This window comes from Mesorhizobium carmichaelinearum (assembly GCF_900199455.1).
GTDB lineage: Bacteria > Pseudomonadota > Alphaproteobacteria > Rhizobiales > Rhizobiaceae > Mesorhizobium > Mesorhizobium carmichaelinearum.
Genome location: NZ_FZQR01000003.1, coordinates 266181 through 289266, shown reverse-complemented (window position 1 = coordinate 289266; position 23086 = coordinate 266181). Strand labels below are relative to the sequence as shown.

Here is a 23086-nt window from a genome sequence, read left to right as displayed (position 1 = left end):
GCCTGTACGATACCAGACGCGAACCATGCGGAAAGCCGCCTGGTTCGGCAAGGATTTCGAAAAGACGTGCCGCAAGGATCAGGGTGAGCCAAGCGCTTGCCGAGGCAAATTAGCGACCGAAGAATGGCCAGCGCCTGAAGGGCTGGAATGGAGGACAGGACAATGACGGACATGACGCTCTCTGCGACGAACGGCCAGGCCGCGCAGACGAAAGCGGCTGCCGTCAAAAATACGTCGCGAACCGATACTGGCCGAACCGATATCGGCCAAACCGGTTTTGCCCCTCGCGGCCTCTACGATCCGCGCAACGAACATGATGCCTGCGGTGTCGGCTTCATCGTCAACATGAAGGGCGTGAAGTCGCATCAGATCGTCGTGGACGGGCTTGCCGTGCTTGAAAACCTGACGCATCGCGGGGCCGTCGGCGCCGACCCGCTGGTCGGCGACGGCGCCGGCGTGCTGGTGCAGCTTCCCGACCAGTTCTTCCGTGAGGAAATGGCAGCGCAAGGCATCGAACTGCCGCCGGCGGGCCAGTATGGCGTCGGACACTGGTTCATGCCGCAGGATGCGGCGCTGCGCGCCCATATCGAGGACATCATCGCCGAATCGGCGCAGTCCGAGGGATTGCCGCTGCTCGGCTTCCGCGATGTGCCTGTCGACAATTCGTCGCTGTCGAAGGCGCCCGACATCGTCGCGTCCGAGCCGTTCCATCGCCAGGTGTTCATCGGCCGCACGGCCGATATTCCCGATGACGAGGAATACGAGGCCCGGCTCTATCTGCTGCGCAAGGTCATCTCGGGCCGCATCTATGCCGAGAACGACAACAAGGACATCGGCGCCTATTGCGTGTCGCTGTCGGCGCGCACCATTGTCTACAAGGGCATGTTCCTGGCCTATCAGGTCGGTGCCTATTACAAGGACCTCAAGGATCCGCGCTTCGAGACCGCGCTGATCCTCGTCCACCAGCGTTTCTCGACCAACACCTTCCCGTCGTGGAAGCTGGCGCATCCCTACCGCATGGTCGCGCACAATGGCGAGATCAACACGGTGCGCGGCAACAACAACTGGATGGCGGCGCGCCAGGCCTCGGTCGATTCCGAGCTGTTCGGCAACAACATCTCGAAGCTGTGGCCGATCTCCTATGACGGCCAGTCGGACACGGCCTGCTTCGACAATGCGCTCGAGTTCCTGTTCCAGGGCGGCTACAGTCTCAGCCACGCCATGATGATGCTGATCCCGGAAGCCTGGGCCGGCAACAAGCTCATGGATGCCGATCGCAAGGCTTTCTATGAATACCATGCTGCCTTGATGGAGCCGTGGGATGGGCCGGCGGCAGTCGCCTTCACCGATGGCCGCCAGATCGGCGCCACGCTCGACCGCAACGGCTTGCGCCCGGCACGCTACATCGTCACCGACGATGACCGCGTCATCATGGCTTCGGAAGCCGGCGTGCTGCCGGTGCCGGAAGAGAGGATAGTCAAGAAGTGGCGGCTGCAGCCCGGCCGCATGCTCCTGATCGACCTTGCCAAAGGCCGCATCGTGCCGGACGAGGAGATCAAGTCGGAGATCGCCACCAAGCATCCCTACAAGACCTGGCTCGCCAACACCCAACTCATCCTGGAAGATCTGAAGCCGGTCGAACCGCGCGCGCTGCGCAAGGATGTCAGCCTGCTCGATCGCCAGCAGGCGTTCGGCTACACCCAGGAAGACACCAAGCTGTTGATGTCGCCGATGGCGACCACCGGCCAGGAAGCCGTGGGTTCGATGGGCACCGATACGCCGATCTCGGCGATGTCGGACAAGTCGAAGCTGCTCTACACCTATTTCAAGCAGAACTTCGCCCAGGTTACCAATCCGCCGATCGACCCGATCCGCGAGGAATTGGTGATGAGCCTGGTGTCGTTCATCGGGCCGCGGCCGAACATCTTCGACCTGGTCGGCAATTCGCGCCGCAAGCGGCTCGAAGTGCGCCAGCCGATCCTGACCAATGGCGATCTCGAAAAGATCCGCTCCATCGGCCACACCGAGGACCGTTTCGACACCAAGACGATCGACATCACCTATGGCTCGAATGAGGGCGCCGCGGGCATGCAGGGCGCCATCGACCGGCTGTGCGAGCGGGCGGAGGCGGCGGTCGCCGGCGGCTATAACATCATCATCCTGTCCGATCGTCAGCTCGGCCCGGACCGCATCGCCATCCCGGCGCTGCTCGCGACGGCGGCGGTACACCATCACCTGATCCGCAAGGGGCTGCGCACTTCCGTCGGCCTGGTCGTGGAATCCGGCGAGCCGCGCGAAGTGCACCATTTCTGCTGCCTTGCCGGCTATGGCGCAGAAGCGATCAACCCTTACCTCGCCTTCGACACGCTCACCGATATGCACAAGCGCGGCGAGCTGCCGGAAGAGGTCGACGCCTACGAGGTCGTGTCGCGCTACATCAAGTCGATCGGCAAGGGCATCCTCAAGGTGATGTCCAAGATGGGCATCTCGACCTACCAGTCCTATTGCGGCGCGCAGATCTTCGACGCCATCGGGCTGAAGAGCGATTTCGTGCAGCAGTATTTCACCGGCACCGCGACGCTGATCGAAGGCGTCGGGCTGGATGAGGTCGCGGGCGAAACCGTCAGCCGTCACACGGACGGTTTCGGCAACGATCCGGTGCTGCGCAACAATCTGGAGGTCGGCGGCGAATATCTGTTCCGCATGCGCGGCGAGGCACATATGTGGTCGCCCGACGCGGTCGCCACCTTGCAGCACGCCGTGCGCCAGGGCTCGTGGGAGACATTCAAGGAGTATTCTGCGCAGATCGACAGCGAGACGGCCCGCGCCCAGGCCATCCGTGGCCTGTTCAAGATCAGGCTGGCGGAGGAGACCGGGCGCAAGACGGTCGCGCTCGATGACGTCATGTCGGCGGCCGATATCGTCAAGCGTTTCTCGACCGGGGCGATGTCGTTCGGCTCGATCTCGCGTGAGGCGCACACCACACTGGCGCGTGCCATGAACCAGATCGGCGGCAAGTCGAACACCGGCGAAGGCGGCGAAGAGGCCGACCGCTATCTGCCGCTGCCCGGCGGCGGCAAGAACCCGGAACGCTCGGCGATCAAGCAGGTCGCCTCGGGCCGCTTCGGTGTGACGGCGGAGTATCTCGTCAATTCCGATGTCATGCAGATCAAGGTCGCGCAGGGCGCCAAGCCCGGCGAAGGCGGTCAGCTGCCCGGCCACAAGGTCGATGCGACCATTGCCAAGGTCCGGCATTCGACGCCGGGCGTCGGCCTGATCTCGCCGCCGCCGCATCACGACATCTATTCGATCGAGGATCTGGCGCAGCTGATCTACGATCTGAAGAACGTCAATCCGGCAGCCGACGTCTCTGTCAAGCTGGTGTCGGAAGTCGGTGTCGGCACGGTCGCGGCCGGCGTCGCCAAGGCGCGCGCCGACCACATCACCATCTCGGGCTACGATGGCGGCACGGGTGCCTCGCCGCTGACATCGCTCAAGCATGCCGGCAGTCCGTGGGAAATGGGCCTGGCCGAGACGCATCAGACGCTGGTGCTGAACGGCTTGCGTTCACGCGTGGCACTGCAGGTCGATGGCGGCTTGCGCACCGGGCGTGACGTCATCATCGGCGCGCTGCTTGGCGCCGATGAGTTCGGCTTCTCCACCGCGCCGCTGATCGCGGCGGGCTGCATCATGATGCGCAAGTGCCACCTCAACACCTGTCCGGTTGGTGTCGCCACCCAGGACCCGGTGCTGCGCAAGCGCTTTAAGGGCACGCCTGAGCATGTCATCAACTTCTTCTTCTATGTGGCGGAAGAGGTGAGGGCACTGCTGGCGGAGATGGGCTACACCCATATCGACCAGATCATCGGCGATACCGACCTTCTGGAAAAGCGCGAGATGATCCAGCACTGGAAGGCGCGCGGGCTCGACTTCTCGAAGATGTTCTACAAGCCCGATGCGCCGCATGAAGCTGTGCACTGGACCGAGCGGCAGAAGCACCCGATCGATGATGTGCTCGACCGTAAGCTGATCGAGCTGGCCAAGCCCGCGCTGGAGGCCAAGCAGCCGGTCAAGATCGAGGTCGACATCCGCAACGTCGACCGTTCGACGGGCGCCATGCTGTCGGGTGAAGTCGCCAAGCGCTTCAAGCACAAGGGCCTGCGCGAGGACACCATCCAGGTGAAGCTGACCGGCACCGCCGGTCAGTCCTTCGGCGCCTTCCTGGCGCGCGGCGTTTCGTTCGAGCTCGTCGGCGCCGGCAACGACTATGTCGGCAAGGGCCTGTCGGGCGGGCGCATCGTCATCCGGCCGCCGGAAGAGGCCAGGATCGTCGCGGCCGACTCCATCATCGTCGGCAATACGGTGCTCTATGGCGCGACCGAGGGCGAAGCCTATTTCGCCGGTGTCGCCGGCGAGCGCTTCGCGGTGCGCAATTCGGGCGTTGCGGCCGTCGTCGAAGGTGTCGGCGACCATGGTTGCGAATACATGACCGGCGGTGTCGTCGTCGTCATCGGCAAGACCGGCCGCAACTTCGCCGCCGGTATGTCGGGCGGCGTCGCCTATGTGCTGGACGAGGCGGGCGATTTCGCCGAGCGCTGCAACATGGCCATGGTCGAGCTGGAGCCGGTTCCCGAAGAAGACGACCTGATGGAAAGGCTGCTGCATCACGGCGGCGACCTCGACCACAAGGGCCGTGTCGACGTATCCGGCGACATGACCAGCCATGACGAGGAACGGCTCTACCAGCTGATCTCGAACCACGTGCACTATACGGGTTCGGTGCGCGGCCGTGAGATCCTCGACGACTGGACGACGTTCCGGCCGAAATTCCGCAAGATCATGCCGGTCGAGTACCGCCGCGCGCTGATCGAGATGGAACGCATGCGCATGGGCGTCGCGGCCGAATAGTTTTATGAGAATCGCCGGGGAGCCCAGGCTTCCCGGCCCCTTCATCGACAGTTTGACCTCGGGTGCAAGGTTGCCATGGCTGCCTCAGGAGGTTAACGGGTGCGGCGAAAACCGCACCATCTGGACAGCAGGAACTGGACTATGGGCAAGGTAACAGGCTTTCTCGAAATCGACCGGCAGGTGCACAAGTACCAGCCGGCCTCCGACCGCATCCGGCATTTCCGCGAGTTCACGCTGCCGATGTCCGACAAGGAGGTCGAGAAACAGGCCGCGCGCTGCATGGATTGCGGCATTCCGTTCTGTCACGGGCCGACGGGCTGTCCGATCCACAACCAGATTCCCGACTGGAACGACCTCGTCTACAACAGGGACTGGGACAACGCGATCCGCAACCTGCATTCGACCAACAATTTCCCGGAATTCACCGGCCGCATCTGCCCCGCACCTTGCGAGGAAGCCTGCACGCTGAACCTCGAGGACATTCCGGTCGCCATCAAGACGGTCGAGCAGGCGATCGCCGACAAAGCCTACGAGACCGGCCATATCCGGCCCTATCCGCCGGAGAAGAAGACCGGCAAGCGGGTCGCCATCATCGGCTCCGGCCCGGCCGGCATGGCCGCTGCCCAGCAGCTCGGCCGCGCCGGCCATGACGTCCATGTCTACGAGCGCGAAAGCCGCCCGGGCGGGCTGATGCGCTACGGCATTCCCGACTTCAAGATCGAAAAGCACTATATCGACCGGCGCATCGAACAGATGCAGGGCGAGGGCGTGACCTTCCATTGCGGCGTCAATGTCGGTGTCGACAAGCCCGTCGCCGAACTGCTCGCCGAACATGATGCCGTGCTCTATTGCGGCGGCTCGGAGACGCCCCGCGCGGCCAACATTCCGGGCGACGATCTCGGCGGCGTGCATGACGCCATGCCGTATCTGGTGCAGCAGAACCGCCGCGTCGGCGGCGAGCCGATCCAGTCGGTGGCGTGGCCATCGCACCCGATCATCGCCGGCGGGCAGCATGTCGTCGTCGTCGGCGGCGGCGATACCGCCTCCGACTGCGTCGGCACCGCTTTCCGCCAGGGTGCGGTGCGCGTCACCCAACTCGACATCCGCCCGCAGCCGCCCGAGAAGGAAGACAAGCTCGCCGTCTGGCCCTATTGGGCGACCAAGATGCGCACCTCGTCCTCGCAGGCCGAGGGTGCGGAGCGCGAGTTCCAGGTGGCGACGCTCGAATTCATCGGCGAAGAAGGCCAGCTGACCGGCGTCAAGTGCTGTGAAGTCGACGAGAAGCGCAAGCCGATCGCCGGCACCGAATTCGTCATCCGCGCCGATCTCGCCTTCATCGCCATCGGCTTTGCCGGGCCGGCCGCAGCCGGCGTGGCGAAGGAACTTGAGGGTGAGATGAAAATCACCACCGACAGCCGCCGCTCCCGGAATGTCGAGGCCAATGATCGCGACTACAGGACCAGCGTCGACCGGCTCTATGCGGCGGGCGATGTGCGCCGTGGCCAGTCGCTGGTTGTCTGGGCGATCCGCGAGGGCCGCCAGGCGGCACGCTCGATCGACGAGGCGTTGATGGGGTCGAGCGTCCTGCCGCGTTAAGGGGTGATCGCTGTCGTCGTGTCGGCGGCCGCGGCTGTCGCCGGCGGCTCGGCCTTCGGTGGCCAGGAGAAATCGTCGGCGCGTCCGGGCGAAGCCTCCGGCGCCTTGCCTTCGATCACCAGTTTTTCCCCAGGGAGAGCCGGATTGGCTTTTGCCGGCGGGGCGGCGCCGAGCAGTTCGGTGCCACCGTCGAGTGCCGGATCGCTGAGCAGCATCGGTACGGTGCGGTCGATGACAATGGGTGCGGCGGCCGGCGCCGGTGCCTCGACCGGCGCGCCTGCCGGTGCTGTGGCCGGGGCCACGCTGCCGGGCGCGGCGAGACCCAAGATCTTCATCAGCGGCTTTTCGGTATAGAAGGCGAGTTTGCGCTTGCCGGCCTTGGAGACGTTGATGCCGTCATCGGCGCGCAGCCGCACCGGCTGGCCGTTCATGTCGGGGCCGGTGGTGATGAAGGCGCCGTTCTCGTCGACGAAGCCGTCCCAGACATCGACGAATTCGCCGCCATGGCTTTCGGCGGCTTTGTGGTAGATGTCGTTGAAGGCCAGCATGTCGGACGTCATCTTCGGCACCCGGAATGCCGGCATGCCGACCCACAGGAAAGGTACCTTGGCGGTGGCGATGGCCTTGCCGAGTTCGTCGGTGCGGCGCTCATATTCCTTGGTCCAATTCTCCGACCGGGGCTGCTCGCGCACATCGCCCACTTTCATCTGCTGGCGATCGTTGGAGCCCAGCATGACGACCACCGCGGCCGGTTTCTCGGTCTCGATCAGCGATTTGATCTGTTCTGGCCAGTTGTAGAAATCATCGCGCACAAAGCCGGATGAACCATTGGAGCGGACGACGATCCTGACGGCTGGGTTGTCGGCAAAGGCGGTGTCCAGGCCTTCGGCGAGACCGGACGCCATGAAGTCGCCGACCACCAGGACAGTACGGGCGTCCGGCGCCTTCTCAACTATCGGCACTTGTGGTTCGACCGACGCACGTGGCACCCGGGGTTTGCGAGGCTTCGGCTTTGCCTTCTGAGTGTCGAGCGGCGGCTCAACGCGTTCGCTGCGGCGCGGGAATAGAAGATCGCGCAACGACCAGCCACGATTTTGCTGCGGCTGCTCCTGCGCCATGGCCGGCACATGGAAGGCACCGGCGGTGCCAATCGCCAACAGGACGATCGCCAGAAAAAGGATCGGCGTGCGACGAACAAGCAACGCGATGCGCGCGGCCGAAACCAATCACTCCTCCATCCCCTTGTGCCTGGTCCCGCAAACCGGAGCCGGTTTTGCGGCCGGGCGCAAGTTCAAAGTGCCATCGCGCCTGATATGTGCGCTAGAAATGCGCGCGGCGCCGTGGTCGGCTCTATTTTTGTCTGAGCCATTTGAGCACTTCCATGCTCGGATAGCCGTCCTGGGTCAAGCCGACCTTCGCCTGATAGGTCATGATGGCCGTCTTCGTGCCGTCACCGATCTTGCCGTCGAACTTGCCGTCATAAAGCCCGTGCTGAGAAAGCCGCTTCTGCAGCTCCTGCCTTTCCTCGAAGGAGAGCTTGGTGAAAGGCCGCTGCCAGTCCTGAACCAGACCGTTGCCACCGGCGATCTCGTCGGCGAGAAGGCCAACGGCAAGGGCATATTTGTCGGCATTGTTGTAGGCTTTGATGACCGAAAAATTCCTGATCATCAGGAAGGCCGGCCCGCCACGGCCGTCCGGCACTTTCAGCGTCGCCTTGTCGGTGAGGGTCTTGAACGGCTTGCCGCTGGCCCTGACGACGCCGAGCGCCTGCCATTGTGCCAGCGTCTTCGAGCCGGCGGGCAGTTTGCCGGCCGGCAGCGTGACTTCGTAGCCCCAGGTCTTGCCGGCCTGCCAGCCATTCTTCTTCAACAGATTGGCTGATGTCGCCAGCGCATCGGGAATGGAATTCCAGATGTCGCGCTTGCCATTGCCGTCCATGTCGACGGCATAGTGCTGGTAGCTTGTGGGGATGAACTGGGTCTGGCCCATGGCGCCGGCCCAGGAGCCCATCAGGTGGCTTTCATCGATGTCGCCGGTCTGCAGAATCTTCAGGGCCGCGACCAACTGGGTGCGGGCATATTTGGATCGCTTCGGGTCGCCATAGCCCAAAGTCGCCAGCGAACGAATGACGTTGCGCATGATGTCGTCGCGCTTGAGGATCTCGCCATAGTTCGATTCCATCGACCAGATGGCGAGCAGAATATAGCGGTCGACGCCGAACCGCGCCTCGATCTTGTCCAGCCATGGCTTCCACTTTTTCGCCATCTGCTGGCCGACGGCGACCGACTGGTCATGGACGCGGTTGTCGAAATAATCCCAGGCGGGTGCGGTGAATTCGGGCTGCGTGCGGGCCTTTTCCAGCACCACCGGATCGGGCTCCTTGATGTCCCTAAAAGCCTGGTCGTAGACAGCGCCGGAAACGCCGCCCGCGACGGCGGTGGCGCGGAAGCCGGCGACCCATTGCCGGAAACCGGCGTCGGCGAAGGCGGGTCCGGCGGGCATCAGCAGAGCGAGTGAGAGGCTGGCGACCGTCATGACGCTGGTGAAACGTTTTGCGGCATTGCGAACGGACATGTTTTCCTCCTTCTCTGTCTCAGGAAAGACCATTCATCGCCGAACCGGGTTAGGAATTAGTTTACCATAGGTGTCGCCTGGAACGAAAAGACACCCTCGATGCTTTAACCGGTGGAAGTTTCCCTCGCCCGCCCCAGTAATCTTCAATTCCGGCGTGAAAATGTCGCGAGACGGGGATTGCGGAGCCGGCCAGCAAACGGATAATTGAAAGTATGAAGAGAGTTCGCAAAGCAGTTTTCCCGGTCGCCGGTCTCGGCACGCGGTTCCTCCCGGCCACCAAGGCTGTTCCCAAGGAGATGCTGACGGTCGTCGACCGGCCAGTCATCCAGTATGTGGTGGATGAGGCGCGCGAGGCCGGCATCGAGCATTTCATCTTCGTGACCGGCCGCAACAAGGCGGTCATCGAGGATCATTTCGATATCCAGTTCGAGCTCTATGACACGCTGGCCCAGCGCGGCAAGGACGAGCAGCTTGCCCGCCTGCAGCGGCTGCAGCCGGCGCCGGGGCAGACCAGCTTCACCCGCCAGCAGGTGCCGATGGGGCTCGGCCATGCCGTCTGGTGCGCGCGCGAACTGGTCGGCGACGAGCCGTTCGCGCTGCTGCTGCCCGATATGATCATGCAGTCGGAAAAGAGCTGCATGAAGTCGATGGTCGAGCTCTACGAGGAAACCGGCAACAACATCATTGCCGTGCAGGAATGCGACCCGGCGGAGGCCCACAAATACGGCATTGTCGGCCGCGGCGAAGACACGCATCACGGCTTCCGCATCACCGAGATGGTGGAGAAGCCGAAGACCGGCACCGCGCCATCCAACCTCTACATCAACGGCCGCTACATCCTGCAGCCTGAGATCTTCAAGATCCTCGAAGGCCAGGAAAAGGGCGCCGGCAACGAGATCCAGCTGACCGACGCGATGCTGAAGCTGGAGAAGCAGCAGGCTTTTTACGGCTACCACTATCAGGGCCGCACATTCGACTGCGGTTCGCCCGAAGGCTTCGTCGAGGCCAATGTCGCCTTCGCGCTGTGGCGCAGCGACATGAACGAGAACATGGCCGGCGTCATCCGCACGCTTCTTGATGAAATGAAGCCGTCACAGCGGCGCGGGGCCGCGTTCTAGGCCCTACGCCGATCAGACGTCCTCAGCGTTGCACTTTCACGCCGAGGTAGAGGCTGTTGGCGGTGTAGTCGCGGCCGGGCAGGTTGCTGGTCAGCTTCTCGGTTCTCAACCGGGTGGTGAGGCCGGCATAGCGGTTCAGCCACCAAGTCAGCCCGGTCTCGGCGCTCAAGATCCTGTCATGGCCATCGATGCCGACATAGTGGCGCCAGTCGAGGCCCAAAGCCGCATTCGCGGTGAGATTGGCGCGGATCTGGCGTTCGGCGGTCAGGCGGCCGGAGTAGAGGATGTCGCCGCTTTCCCCTGATGTGGTCGTGGTCTCGACGGTCGTCTTGCCGGTCAGGCCGATCGTGGTGCCGCGTTCCGGCGACCATTTGAGGTCGGCGTTGACGGTGGCGCCCGAAATCGCCTCCAGGCTCTTGTCGTCGATCGCTTCCCTCAGCCAGCCCGCCGAGAATTCACCGGACAGTTTCTCGCCCATGTCGAGTTGCAGGCCGGCGCGAGCGCCGAGCCGCGTCGAGGAACGCTCGAAGCCTTCATTGTCGATGCGCTGATCGTAGGCCCGGCGACCGACCTCGACTTCGGTGAACGGGGTGAGGGCCGGGGAGATTTCGTAGCCGGTGCGCAGGGTCGCCGTGTAGAGCGTGTTGTCCTGATCCTTCTGCGACAGCGACGTGCCGTCCGAAAGCTTGGCGTCGCCATAGAAGTCGTGCGAGACCGCGCCGGTCAGCGTGTACTGCATCTTGCCGATGTGCTTTTCGACTCCAAGGCTGCCGTCGATTGTCTGTCGCAGCGGCTGGGTGCTGACGCCGGCAATGGCATCGGGCGAAGAGGCGGATTCCGGCACGGCTTCATAGCCGAGCTTGGCGATGGCGCGCAGTTCGTTGTCGAGGTCGACATTGAGCTGGCCTTCGATGCGGCCCTGCGCATTGTGAACTGGGTAGCCCGACACCGTCTCGCGGAACAGGCCGTAGCCGTCGATGGTGGCGGAGTTCTCACGCCAGTCGGAAACGGCGGTAAAGCGCAACGCCGTCTCCGACAGAAGCGCCGACGTGCCGGCACTGCTCGAATCGCCGTTCGTGGTGGCGGTCAGGCCCTGTTCGATCGACGGGCGGATGACGAAGGAACCCCATTTGACGCCGGTAGGGGCGAACGGATCCTCTTCGGCTTTCTTGTTCTGGCCTTCAATGGCGGCGGTGCGCTCGGCGCCTGGGTCGAGCTTCTGCCTGTCGGTGCTGTCGACGGTGAGCGCGCGGCGGTTGGCCGTCTCCTCATCCTTGTCGGTCGTGCCGGCAGCGCCCGTCGCGGAGGCGGTCGTTGAAGCGGTGGTGTCGGTGGTTGCAGCCGTCGTTTTTTTCTTCTTTTTCAGCTTGTCGGCCGTCTTGGTGCCCGCTTTGGTCTTGTCCTGATCCGCCGCGTTCTGCCCGGCGCTCGATGGCCGGCGGCGGGGCTTGGGCGGCGTTGCATTGTCGCTGGACGTGTCGTCGGTCGCCTGCAGCGGATCGAAAATGCTGCCGGTGGCGGCATCGGCGTTCGTGTCGTCGGGGACGGCGCCGGCGCTGGCCGGCAAATAGGTGCGCGGCGGCGTATCGTCCTGCGCGCTGCCCGGCGCCTGCTGGCCCTGGGCGGCAAGGGCGAGCTGCCTTGCCTTGCGCTGCTGGTCGGACAGGATCGCCGATTCGGAAACCTCGCCGCGCAGCTCGGTTTCCTGGGCGTGAAGGGCGCTCGGGCGCAGCAAGGCAAGCATGCTGGTCGCCAGCAGCAGGGCGCAGACCGCCTTGCCCTGTCGTCCTCTCGATTTTTCTGGCTGGGCCCCGGACATCGCCACCACTGCTTGCGCGGCGCTGTGCGCGCCATACTTACCGAACCGTAAATGGGGATGGTTAACGGAGGGTTGAGGCGACGATCGTTCGCCCGGTTAAAGTGCCGCTGTTTGCGGGGTCGTGTGACCTGTCCGAAGCCTCCGCCGCCTGGGCATCGGCGCCATTTCTGTTGGACAGGCGGGCGGCAACGCGCTAATCGCATCATCCATGCATGCGAGATCCCTCGATAAGAAGCCCCTGGACAGGCAAGCGTCGATTGATTCGGCACTGAGAACGGTGGCAACCGAGCAGGCCGGAATCGCCGCCCTTGCCGAAGCGCTCGAGAACGGACTGGCCGCGCCTTTCGCGCAGGCCGTCGACATGATCTCGAAGATCGAAGGCCGGCTGATCGTCACCGGCGTCGGCAAAAGCGGCCATATCGGCTCGAAGATCGCGGCGACGCTGGCTTCGACCGGCACACCGGCTTTCTTCGTTCATCCCGTCGAGGCCAACCATGGCGATCTCGGCATGATCGCCAAGGACGATGCCATCATCGCCATCTCATGGTCCGGCGAGAGCAAGGAGATGCTTGGTATCGTCGCCTATTCCAGGCGTTTTTCCATTCCGCTCATCGCCGTCACATCGGGCGAGACATCGGCACTGGCGCGCGCGGCCGACGTTGTGCTGCTTTTGCCGCGCACCCCGGAGGCCTGTCCGCACGGCCTGGCGCCGACGACGTCGACGCTGCTTCAACTGGTCATCGGCGATGCGCTGGCGATCGCGCTGCTCGAGGCGCGCGGCTTCACGCCGGACCATTTCCGCACCTTCCATCCCGGCGGCCAGCTCGGCGCCAATCTGACCATGGTTTCCGAGATCATGCGGGTCGGCGACCAGATGCCACTCGCCGTGCTCGGCACCAAGATGCCGGAAGCGGTGATGACCCTGTCGCAGAAGAAGGTCGGCTGTGTCCTGATCGTCGACACCAATGGCGAATTGGCCGGGATCATCACCGACGGCGATGTCGCGCGCAACCTGCACCGCAATCTGGCCGACGTCATCGTCGACGAGGTGATGACCCGCACGCCCAAGACGGTCGACCCGCAGACGCTTGCCGGCACGGCGATCGCGCTGCTCAACGAGCACAATATCGGCGCGCTGGTGGTGACCAGGAACAACATGCCGCTCGGCGTGGTGCATTTCCATGACCTGCTGCGCATCGGCGCAGCCTGAGGTGCATTCATATTCAGGTGAGGCCGGCCTGCGAACGGCAGCTTTCTGCGCTTCCCCGTTCTATTGCGTCGCAATAGAACTGTGCTCACGTACCTAAGTACGCTCCGCTCCGGTTCTTGAAAGCCATCGTTCTCGGCTCGGCCTGACCTGAATCTCAATACACCTTGCGCGTCGGCGCTGTCTGAAAATTCAGACCCGTTCCACCGTCAGTTCCAGGTCCGTATCCGCGGCGCTCGTCACACGCACCTGCGTGCCGGCCGGCAGGTCCGGGCCGGAGACGCGCCACAGCGTGTCGCCGAGCTTGATGCGGCCGCGACCGTCCTTGATTGGTTCGGCAAGTGTCGCCATGCGGCCGACCATCTGGGCGCCGCGGCGGTTGAGCAGTGGCTGGTCCGTCGGATCATGGCGTCCGCCGACCAATCTCTTGCCGACATAGGCCGAGACCAGCGACAGCGCCAGGAAGGCGAGGACCTGGATCTGCCAGGTCCAAATAGCCGCATCCCAGATCAGCAGTGACACCGCGCCGATGATGAGCGCGGCGATGCCGATCCACAGCATGAAGATGCCGGGCGCGATGATTTCCATCACCAGCAGGACGAAGCCCAGAACCATCCAGCTCCACGGGCCGAGTTCGGAAATGACACGATCGATCATGGTGTTCTCCTATGTTGGAGACTTTAATTATCGGTCGGACGAACGACTGGCGGGCGGGCGGCCTGCCTTTGCGCGCCGCTCGTGCCTTCGGTGCGGAAGACTTCTTTGGCGATTTCGCCAATGCCGCCGAGCGAGCCGATTAGCGACGATGCCTCGAAGGGCATCAGCACGATCTTGCTGTTGGTGGCGGTGCCGATCCTGCCAAGAGCTTCGGTGTATTTCAGCGCGACGAAGTAGTTCAGCGCCTGCACGTCGCCCTTGGAAATCGCTTCCGACACCACCTGGGTGGCGCGGGCTTCGGCCTCGGCTGAGCGCTCGCGGGCCTCGGCGTCGCGGAAGGCGGCTTCCTTGCGGCCCTCGGCTTCGAGGATCTGCGACTGCTTGAGGCCTTCGGCGGCGAGGATCTGCGCACGCTTGTTGCGCTCGGCGGTCATCTGGCGGCCCATCGATTCGATAAGATTGGCCGGCGGGTTGATGTCCTTGATCTCGACGCGGGTGATCTTGATGCCCCACGGATGCGCCGCCTCGTCGACGACGCGCAGCAGACGCTCATTGATGGCGTCGCGGTTGGATAACAGCTCATCGAGGTCCATCGAACCCATGACGGTACGGATGTTGGTCATCGTCAGGTTGAGGATGGCGTTCTGCAGGCCGGCAACCTGATAGGCGGCCTGTGCCGCATTGAGGATCTGGTAGAAGGCGATGCCGTCGACACCGACGATGGCGTTGTCGCGGGTGATGATCTCCTGGCTCGGAACGTCGAGCACCTGCTCCATCATGTTCATCTTGGCGCCGATGCGGTCGACGAAGGGTGTAATGATGTTGAGGCCGGGGCTCAGTGTCCTGGTGTAACGACCAAAGCGTTCGACCGTATAGTTGTAGCCTTGCGGAACTGTCTTGATGCCTTTGAAAAGCACCAGTACGACAAGCGCGACAAGAACAATGACCGCAATATCGAAACCACTGAAATCCATTTGGCTCTCCCTCAGAAGCAGGCCGCGAGAGCCATTCCCGCGCAGCCGACTTCACCAAAGACTTAAGTGTGTTTCAGATACGTTACAATCAGGTGATGAAGGATTGTTTGTAGATCTGCTATCACCGGTTGAAGGCAAACAGGCTTGCATCCGCGTCGGCGAGTCCTTTGATCGAAGCCGAAATAATTTCGGAAGCGATCCGCGAGAAGGTGATGCCATTACCACCGTAACCCATGATCGCATGGATGCGCGGTCGCCTGGGGATGGCGCCGATATAGGGCAGGCCGGTGGATGTGGTACCGAACGAGCCGGTCCAGGCGAACTCAGGCTTGACGTCGAGATGCGGGAATAACCGGCCGAGTTTTTCGGCAATAGGGGCACTCTTGTCGGGGATCAGTTCGTCGCGCCGCGTCTCGTCGACAAAATCCTCGTCCTCGCCGCCGCAGATGACGCGGCCGTCGGCCGTCGCCCTGATATAGAGATAGGGATCCGACGCTTCCCAAATGAACGCCGGACCCGGCCACAGCTTTCGCGGTTGCGGGCGTGTCGCGATCGCCCAGGTCGAGATGATCCGGTGGGCGGTGGCCGGCACGATATCGACCAGCTCGTAGCCGGTGGCCAGGACAACATGCCGTGCTGTGATGGTGGGGCCGTCTTTCGTGGCCACGGTCACCTCGTCGGTACTGTCCGTGATCGCCGTCGCTTCAACGGGCGTGTAGAAACGTGCCTTGCGCTCCAGCGCCTTCAACAGCAACCCGGCAGTCAGCTTGCGCGGGTCGAGCGCGATGTTACCGTGGCTGAGGATGGCGCCGCCGCGGTCGATGCCGAATGTCTCCGCCAGCGGCTGCGGCGTCAGATAGGTGGCGGCAATGCCCGCTTGACGCCGCGCTTCGGCTTCATCGCGCAGTTCCGACGGGCCAAGCACCGTGCCGGCCAGATATAGCGACTGGGTGCGGCTCAGGCGACAGTCGATTGCGAGATGCTCGATACGGCCAGCCAGGTTGGAAACAGCGAGCCGTGAGCGTCGCCAGGCCTGCTGTGCCTTGGCCTTGCCGATCATTTTCGAGAGTGTTGAAAGCGGCTGGTCGATTTCGAATTGCACCAGCGCCGTGGTCGCGGCGGTCGAGCCTTTCAGCGGTCCGCGCCGGTCGATGCAGATGACCTGATGGCCGTCCGCCGTCAGCGCCTCGGCCATCATGGCGCCGCTGATGCCCATGCCGATGACCAGCACGTCGGTCTTGGCGTCGCGGGTCAGCCCCGATGTCGGCACGGCAGGTGCGCGATAGGCGGACCAGACGGGCCGGCCGGTTCTGAGGTCGAGTTTGCGGGGCATTCAATTCTCCGGAAGGTGCGCCTCAACGCTCCGGAGTGGCCGTTGTTCCGGGTGCTAGATCCAGCCGGACAGTTCGCGCCGCACCATCGCCTCGATCACCGCCATGCCTTCGGCGCTGTCGTTGAGGCAAGGAATGTGGGCGAAGTTCTTGCCGCCGGCGTGATGAAAAGTCTCGGCCGCCTCGCGGCCGATCTCGTCCAGCGTCTCGATGCAGTCGACGGAAAAGCCGGGATTGACGATGGCGATCGATTTCACCCCGTCCTTGCCGAGTTTCTCCACGGTCTTGTCGGTGTAGGGCTGCAGCCATTCCTGCGCGCCGAAGCGCGACTGGAAGGTGGTGATCAGCTTCTTATCGTCCCAGCCGAGCCTGTCGCGCAACAGCCGCGTCGTCTTCAGGCAGTGGCAATGGTAGGGATCGCCCTTTTCGAAGTAGGGTTTTGGGATGCCGTGGTATGAGGCGATGACCACTTCCGGCTCGAAATCCAGCGTCGCGAGGTTCTGCTCGATCGAACGCGCCAGCGCCTCGATATAGACAGGCTCGTCATAGTAAGGCGGCACGCTGCGGATGGCGGGGGCTGCGCGCATCTTCATCAAGGCGCGAAACAGCTGGTCGTTGGCGGTTGCCGTCGTGGTCGCCGAATATTGGGGATAGAGAGGGAACGAAAGAATGCGGTCGCAGCCTTTGTCGACCAGTCCCTGAGCCACGCTAGCGGTCGAAGGATTGCCATACCGCATCGCCCAGTCGACGACGACTTCGGGCAAATCGCGCAGCGCCTCGGCCAGCTTTTCGCTCTGGGCGCGGGTATAGGTGCGCAGTGGCGACTCGTTCCTTTCCCGGTTCCAGATACGGGCATAGTTGGCTCCCGACTTCTTCGGCCGCGTGGTGAGCACGAGACCGTAGAGGATCGGATACCAGATCGCCCTGTTGAGCTCGATGACGCGCGGATCGGACAGGAATTCCCTGAGATACCGCCACATCGGCTTGAAGTCGGTGCCGTCAGGCGTGCCGAGATTGACCAGCATGACACCGACCTTGCCGGTCTTGACCGGCGGATGCCCGGCCGGCCGTGGGCCGAGGGCCTTCGCGGCTTTGGGATCGACAGGAATGGAAAGCGTCATAAGGGTTCTCCGGACACGGCGTGAAACTAGCGATGGCGCGCCGGTTTTCAATGCAACGTCTGGCCGCACCTTAGCAGAGAACGAAAAGCCCGCCCGGTTTCCCGGACGGGCTTGGCGTCGGAACAGGCGAAGTGACTTTACTTCGCCGGGATGGTCAGCGTCGCGCCGGGCATAAGCCGATGCGGCCGTTGACCCTTGTTGGCTTCATAGATCAGCTTCCACTTGGTCGCGTCGCCATAGGCCTTCTTGGCCAGATCCCAGTAGGTATCGCCGGTGACGATGACATGACTGCCCGTGGCGGGCGCGGTTTCAGCGGGCTTTGCCGGTTCGGCAGGCTTGGCGGGTTCTGCCGGCGCAGGTGCCGCTTCCGCGGGCTTTGCCGGTTCGGCAGGCTTGGCGGGTTCTGCCGGTGCAGGTGCTGCTTCGGCGGGCTTTGCCGGTTCTGCAGGCTTCGCGGGTTCGGCTGGTGCAGGTGCTGCTTCAGCGGGCTTCGCCGGTTCAGCTGGTTTGGCTGCCTCGGCCGGTGCGGGCGCCGGGGTTGCCGGCGCTGCCTCGGCCGGCTTTGCCGGTTCGGCTGGCTTGGCAGGCTCGGCGGCGGGGGCCGCCGCTACAGTCGCGGCGATCTCGGTGATGCGGCCGTCGAGCTTGGGCGTGTAGGGCCGGTGGGCGCCGAGATAGTCGGCAACCACCTGTTCGAGGCCAGGGCCGTAATCATAGGCGTTCTTGGCCTTTTCGGCGAAGACCTTGTAGCCGTCACCGCCCTGGCGGACATAATTGTTGGTGGCGACGAGATAGTCCTTGTCGGGCTTGATCGGCGCCCAGGCGCCGTTCTCCATCACCTCGACCGACTTGACGCGGCCGGCATTGGGCGCGACCGACTTGTCGAAGGAATATTTGAGGCCCGCCACCTGCGGGAAGCGGCCGGCGCCGTCCTCGATCTGGCTGAGACCGCCTTCGAGACCGGCGACCAGGTCCTTGCCGGAAATCTGGAAGGTCGCCAGCGTGTTCTGGAACGGCAGCACGGTCAGCACCTCACCCATGGTGACGGTGCCCTTGTCGATCGAGGCGCGCAGGCCGCCGCCATTGGAGATGACGATCTCGACGCCCTGTCCCTTGACGCGGTCGAGTATAGCGTCGGAGACGAGGTTGCCCATCGCGCATTCCCTGGCGCGGCAATTGTCGCGGCTACCGTCGATGACATCGGTGGTCTCGGCCACTTCCTTGTTCTTCAGGGCCTCGATCGGCGCGCCGAGTTCCTTGATGCGGGCGAGCACGGCGGGATCGGGCGTGATCGACTTGTCGAGAAAGATCGGGTCGCCGCTCGCCGATTTGACGACGCCATTGTCGTCGAACACCACCTTGAACTCGCCGAGATATTTCGAATAGGAGGCCGCCTGCACCACCGGCACCTTGTAGCCGTCCGGGTTGTCGACCATCGTCGGATAGGGGCCTGCCGCCTTCGGATCGGTGTTCGACAAGAGCGTATGGCTGTGGCCGCCGACAACGACGTCGATGCCCGGGATCTTGGCGATGATATCGCGCTCCCTGTTATAGCCGATATGGGTCACGGCGATGATCTTGTTGACGCCTTGCGCCTTGAGCTTCTCGACTTCCGCGGTGATCGACTTGACGTCGTCCGCGATCGCGATGTTGGGGCCGGGGGAGGCGAGTTCAGGCGTGTCGTTGGTGACGGCGCCGACGATGCCGATCTTCTGTCCGCCGACTTCGACGACGATCGACGGCTTGATCTTGCCTGCTGCGCCGGACTTGTCGTTGGGCACGACATTGGCGCTGACGACCGGGAACTTCGCCTTGTCGAGGTAAGGCACCAGCGCGCTCTCGCCGTCGTCGAATTCGTGGTTGCCGAGCGTCACCGCGTCGGGCTTGATCTGATTGAGGAATTCCTCTTCCACGGCGCCCTTGTAGGTGGTGTAGAACAGCGATCCCTGGAAGCTGTCGCCTGCATTGAGCAGCAGCACGTTCTGCCCTTCGAGCTTCTTGCGTTCCTGGGCAATCGCCGTGATCAGCCGGCCGGCGCCGCCAATGCATTCGCCCTTGGTCTCCTCGTCGGCTGAACAGGTCGACTCGTATTTGTTGTTGCCTTCGATGCGGCTGTGCCAATCGTTGAAATGCAAAATGTTCAATGTGTAGTCGGCAAAGGATGCGCCGGCCGACAGGCCAAGCGTCGATACGGACAAGGCGGCAATAGCGGCAAGCTTCTTCATCTTCGTCTCCCGGTAGGCTGATCAGAGGCGTTTAATGCCTGTGCTTGACTGGGATATAACAGCCAGCGTTTTGACCATGTTCCCATCGCGTTCCGGCTGACGCAAGCGGAAATGCCAGCTGTGTTTGCAAGCGCAAAAAAGAACGGCGGCCTGTGGCCGCCGTCCCGATGAGTCCGATGTTTGCCGGTTCAGGCGCGTCGCGTCAGGACAAAATTCTGGCCGGACGAACTGGTGCAGTTCAGCTGGCTGGTGGAGATCAGCAGGCAGTTGAAGCTGACCGGTGTCTGCCGGATCAGCGACGTCCCGTTGATCTCGACCGATGTGGCGCCGGTCATCGTGTAGCTTCCATCGGCAAGCTTCTGGCCGGTGTCGGTGGCGACGGTCGTGAACTTGCCACCGGTGAAGGTCGACAGGCCGGTGCCCTTGGCATCGATCCACGAGCCCTCGACGCCTTTCGGCGCGGCTGCCATCGGCGGCTGGTCAGGGCCGCTGGTCGTGCAGGCAGCGAGCATCATGGCAAAGGAACCCGCCACGCCCATCGAAAGAACTTTGCGCGCAATAGTCATCTGAAATCCTCTCCAAACGCATCGGCCCAAAAATCGGTTTCGATTTTGGCAGGCACGAGGCGAACGTCCAAAGTGCTGGAGCGGGCGCGCGTCCCGCAAGACGCACGCTGCCCCAGGCCGCATCTCTTCAATCGCCCGATTTCCGGGCGATTGCAAGGCAATGGCGTATGGTGCGCAGGGTGCTATCGGACGAGGATGTTGCGGAATTGCCACGGGTCGCTGCGGTCGAGGTCCTCCGGGAAGAGGCCCGGGCGCCTGTCGAGCGGCGTCCAGTCGGTGTAATGGCCTTCGATCGGTCCAAGATAGGGCGACTGCACTTCCAGGCAGCGCTTGTAGTCCATCTCGTCGGCCTCGACGATGCCGGCATCCGGGTTTTCCAGAGCCCAGACCATGCCGGCCAGAACCGCCGAGGTGACCTGCATACCGGTGGCGTTCTGATAGGGCGCCAGCTTGCGCGCCTCGGCGAGCGAGAGGTGCGAACCGTACCAGTAGGCATTCTTGTCGTGGCCGTAGAGCAGGACGCCGAGCTCGTCGACGCCGTCGACGAGTTCATTTTCGTCGAGCACGTGGTGCACCGGCTGAGGCTTGCCGGCGGCGCCGAACATCTCGTCCAGCGACAGCATCGCGTCGTTGCAGGGATGGTAGGCATAGTGGCAGGTTGGCCGGTACTGCACCTTGCCCTTCTTGGAGCGCACTGTGAAGAAATCGGCGATCGAGATCGCCTCATTATGCGTCACCAGCAGGCCGTATTGCGGGCCCGGTGTCGGGCACCACGAGCGCACGCGGGTGTTGGCGCCGGGCTGCTCAAGATAGATCGCGGCCTTGGAGCCGTGCTTGTGCTTCTTGGCGTTCTTCGGCATCCACTTCTCATGCGTGCCCCAGCCGAGTTCGGCCGGCTGCAGGCCCTCGGAGATGAAGCCCTCGACCGACCAGGTGTTCCAGAACACATCCATCGGCTTCGGCTTCTTGGTGCGCTGGGTGTCGCGTTCGGCGATGTGAATGCCCTTGACGCCGGCCTTCTTCATCAGCTTCGCCCAGCCCTCGCGGTCCTCCTGCGCCGGCTCCAAAAACTCAAGGCCAAGATCGGTGGCGAGGTTGACCAGTGCCTGCTTGACGAACCATGAGACCATGCCGGGATTGGCACCGCAGGTGGAGACGGCGGTAGCACCACCGGGCTTGTCCTGCTTCTCCTGGATCATCGCCTCGCGCAGCGCATAGTTGGTGCGGCTGGCATTGTCGGCCTTGGCGTCGAAATAGAAGCCGAGCCACGGCTCGACGACGGTGTCGATGTAAAGCACGCCGAGCTTGCGGCAGAGCCGCATCAGGTCAACCGAGCCGGTATCGACCGACAGGTTGACGCAGAAGCCCTGGCCGCCGCCATTGGTCAAAAGCGGCGTCAGAAGCTTCTTGTAGTTCTTCTCGGTCACCGCTTCCTGGACGAAGGCGATGCCGCGCTCGTCGAGCAGCTTGCGGTCGGTGTCGCGTGGGTCGAGGACCGTCATGCGCGACTTGTCGAACTTGAAATGGCGTTCGATGAGCGGCAGCGTTCCCCGTCCGATCGAGCCGAAGCCGATCATCACCACAGGGCCGGTGATCTCACCGTAAACGGGCCAGTTTTCATTCGCCATTTTATCGAGCACTCCTTCAAACATCTGCAAAAGCCAGGCAAACACCCGCAAAACCCGGGCATTTTCGCCCGACGGTCATGCGCTACATCACAGATCATTGTCATAAACCAGCGAAAAGCGCCAACCCGCGGCTAGCCGCCCTTGGCCATGTGGTTAAGGACGGCGATCAGCCGGTCGCGGTCCGATGTCAGGCCCTTGTAGTCGAGCTGGTCGAGGTCGAGCGTTTCGAGCTGGGCGGCAAAGGACAGTGCCAGCGTCGCCCGGTCCGGATGCCGCGCCAGCACGGCGAGCGGGTCGAGATGGATGCGGATGGTGAACAGGATGTCGCGCGAGGACGGCAGCTTGCGCAGCGTCTGACGCTCGACGCGGATGAAGGCGTGCGCCTTGACGTCGCCGTCGGGGAAGCGTGTCGGGCGGTTGGTGGCGCGGTCGATGCGTTCGATGTTGGACAGCGGATGGTAGAGCGCATTGTCGGCCTGGATCGACCAGTTGAAGCGCTCGACCGCCTGGCCCTGCAGGCCATCGAACATGCGGTTGATCAATGCAGCGGGACGCGTGCCCGGGCCGAAGCCCGGCACGGGCTCGTGGATCCGCTGCAGCGGCTTGCCGAACTTTTCGAGCAGCGACCAGGACGAGGGAAAACACAGCGAGCCTGCGGCCAGCCGCCAGCCGCTGTCGTCGCGACGCATCAGGATCAGGTCTTCCTGGACCAGCAGCGAGGCCGCAACCAGCGGCGCGTCGGCAAGACCCGGAGGCAAAGCTGGGTGGTTCGCCGCACCCACCACCGCGATGCCCGCATCGGTGCGGCGATGGGTGTCCGGAAATCGCTCCGGCAGATACGCACCGAGCAAGTCGAGCACTTCCTGCTGAGCGCCCCGTGTGCCGTCCTCCTCGACGAAAACCCGCTCCGGGATCTCGCCGTAGAGTCGACGCTTCTCGACCAGATAGGGCAGGAGATGGCCGTCGACCTCGATCCAGTTTGCCGGCTCAAGCGGTTTCAGCCCGATGTTGAACAGCTTCGACGAGCCATCATAAGGGGTGTGGGTGGGCAGGGCCTCGACCAAGCTCATGCTTCCTTGAAAGCGTCGAGACCGGGGGCGGTCATCCTGGCCAGGAATTCGGTGACCTCGTAGTCCGCGGCGCCTGCATTGGCGAAGGGGTCGGCAGCCAGCCTGGCGTCGAGGACCTCGCGCGGACATTGCGCGATGATGAGGCCGCCGGTCCGCGGTTTCTTCGGCCCGGAGGCGATGAAGACGCCCTCCGCATAGCAGGCCTTCAGCCATTCGATATGCGCCGCCTGCAGGCGGTCGATCTCGGTCAGAGGCACCTTGTAATTCAGCGAAACGACGAACATGGCGTTCT

General features: G+C 63.4%; 16 protein-coding genes. 4 read left to right on the top strand and 12 right to left on the bottom strand.

Translation table 11 applies throughout. From position 1 onward, the window contains the following. Positions 1 to 162 precede the first annotated feature (162 nt). Complete coding sequence (gltB, locus tag CKW40_RS07985) at positions 163 to 4908, top strand: glutamate synthase large subunit (protein ID WP_095199403.1); 4746 nt, start codon at positions 163 to 165, stop codon at positions 4906 to 4908. 141 nt (positions 4909 to 5049) lie between these two features. Next, positions 5050 to 6504 (top strand): glutamate synthase subunit beta, encoded by a 1455-nt coding sequence (locus tag CKW40_RS07980; RefSeq protein ID WP_095199402.1) that lies wholly within the window; start codon positions 5050 to 5052, stop codon positions 6502 to 6504. Here the strand turns inward: CKW40_RS07980 and CKW40_RS07975 are convergent. Beyond that, positions 6501 to 7730, bottom strand: a complete 1230-nt coding sequence (locus CKW40_RS07975; RefSeq protein WP_095199401.1) for an SGNH/GDSL hydrolase family protein — start codon at positions 7728 to 7730, stop codon at positions 6501 to 6503. The two genes, CKW40_RS07980 and CKW40_RS07975, sit on opposite strands and share 4 nt — an antisense overlap. 124 nt (positions 7731 to 7854) lie before the next feature. Continuing rightward, complete coding sequence (locus tag CKW40_RS07970) at positions 7855 to 9078, bottom strand: lytic murein transglycosylase (RefSeq protein WP_095199721.1); 1224 nt, start codon at positions 9076 to 9078, stop codon at positions 7855 to 7857. Positions 9079 to 9290: 212 nt separating this feature from the next. Here CKW40_RS07970 and galU point away from each other — a divergent pair, with 212 nt between their 5' ends. Continuing rightward, positions 9291 to 10196 (top strand): UTP--glucose-1-phosphate uridylyltransferase GalU, encoded by a 906-nt coding sequence (galU, locus tag CKW40_RS07965; RefSeq protein ID WP_095199400.1) that lies wholly within the window; start codon positions 9291 to 9293, stop codon positions 10194 to 10196. A gap of 22 nt (positions 10197 to 10218) precedes the next feature. On the opposite strand, the gene CKW40_RS07960 is transcribed toward galU, so the two are convergent. Beyond that, positions 10219 to 12015: an outer membrane beta-barrel protein gene (locus CKW40_RS07960; RefSeq protein WP_179297877.1), complete on the bottom strand. Its 1797-nt coding sequence runs from the start codon at positions 12013 to 12015 to the stop codon at positions 10219 to 10221. A gap of 208 nt (positions 12016 to 12223) precedes the next feature. Between CKW40_RS07960 and CKW40_RS07955 the strand changes: the two genes are divergently transcribed. Continuing rightward, a complete protein-coding gene (locus CKW40_RS07955; protein ID WP_095199399.1) occupies positions 12224 to 13225 on the top strand; it encodes a KpsF/GutQ family sugar-phosphate isomerase in 1002 nt (333 codons plus the stop codon). A gap of 189 nt (positions 13226 to 13414) precedes the next feature. Here the strand turns inward: CKW40_RS07955 and CKW40_RS07950 are convergent, their stop codons facing one another. The 9 genes from CKW40_RS07950 to CKW40_RS07910 form a co-directional block, all read right to left on the bottom strand. Beyond that, positions 13415 to 13879 (bottom strand): NfeD family protein, encoded by a 465-nt coding sequence (locus CKW40_RS07950; RefSeq protein WP_095199398.1) that lies wholly within the window; start codon positions 13877 to 13879, stop codon positions 13415 to 13417. Between the two features lie 23 nt (positions 13880 to 13902). Beyond that, entirely contained in the window at positions 13903 to 14853 is a 951-nt protein-coding gene (locus CKW40_RS07945) for an SPFH domain-containing protein (protein ID WP_095199397.1), read from the bottom strand. A 121-nt stretch (positions 14854 to 14974) separates the two neighbouring features. After that, entirely contained in the window at positions 14975 to 16186 is a 1212-nt protein-coding gene (locus CKW40_RS07940; RefSeq protein ID WP_095199396.1) for an NAD(P)/FAD-dependent oxidoreductase, read from the bottom strand. Positions 16187 to 16240: 54 nt separating this feature from the next. Continuing rightward, on the bottom strand, positions 16241 to 17305 hold the full coding sequence (gene hemH, locus CKW40_RS07935) for a ferrochelatase (RefSeq protein ID WP_095199395.1): 1065 nt from the start codon (positions 17303 to 17305) through the stop codon (positions 16241 to 16243). Positions 17306 to 17442: 137 nt separating this feature from the next. Further along, positions 17443 to 19530 carry a bifunctional metallophosphatase/5'-nucleotidase gene (locus tag CKW40_RS07930; RefSeq protein ID WP_095199394.1) on the bottom strand — a complete coding sequence of 696 codons (2088 nt, stop codon included), beginning with the start codon at positions 19528 to 19530 and terminating at the stop codon, positions 17443 to 17445. A 188-nt stretch (positions 19531 to 19718) separates the two neighbouring features. Continuing rightward, positions 19719 to 20096, bottom strand: a complete 378-nt coding sequence (gene omp10 / locus CKW40_RS07925; RefSeq protein WP_095199393.1) for an outer membrane lipoprotein Omp10 — start codon at positions 20094 to 20096, stop codon at positions 19719 to 19721. A 182-nt stretch (positions 20097 to 20278) separates the two neighbouring features. Beyond that, entirely contained in the window at positions 20279 to 21724 is a 1446-nt protein-coding gene (locus CKW40_RS07920) for a homospermidine synthase (RefSeq protein WP_095199719.1), read from the bottom strand. A gap of 131 nt (positions 21725 to 21855) precedes the next feature. After that, on the bottom strand, positions 21856 to 22794 hold the full coding sequence (locus CKW40_RS07915) for a heme-dependent oxidative N-demethylase family protein (RefSeq protein ID WP_095199392.1): 939 nt from the start codon (positions 22792 to 22794) through the stop codon (positions 21856 to 21858). Continuing rightward, the gene (locus tag CKW40_RS07910; RefSeq protein ID WP_095199391.1) at positions 22791 to 23078 is read right to left on the bottom strand and encodes a YciI family protein; all 288 of its coding nucleotides are present in this window, start codon (positions 23076 to 23078) and stop codon (positions 22791 to 22793) included. The genes CKW40_RS07915 and CKW40_RS07910 overlap by 4 nt, the downstream gene beginning before the upstream one ends. Between the last annotated feature and the right edge of the window lie 8 nt (positions 23079 to 23086).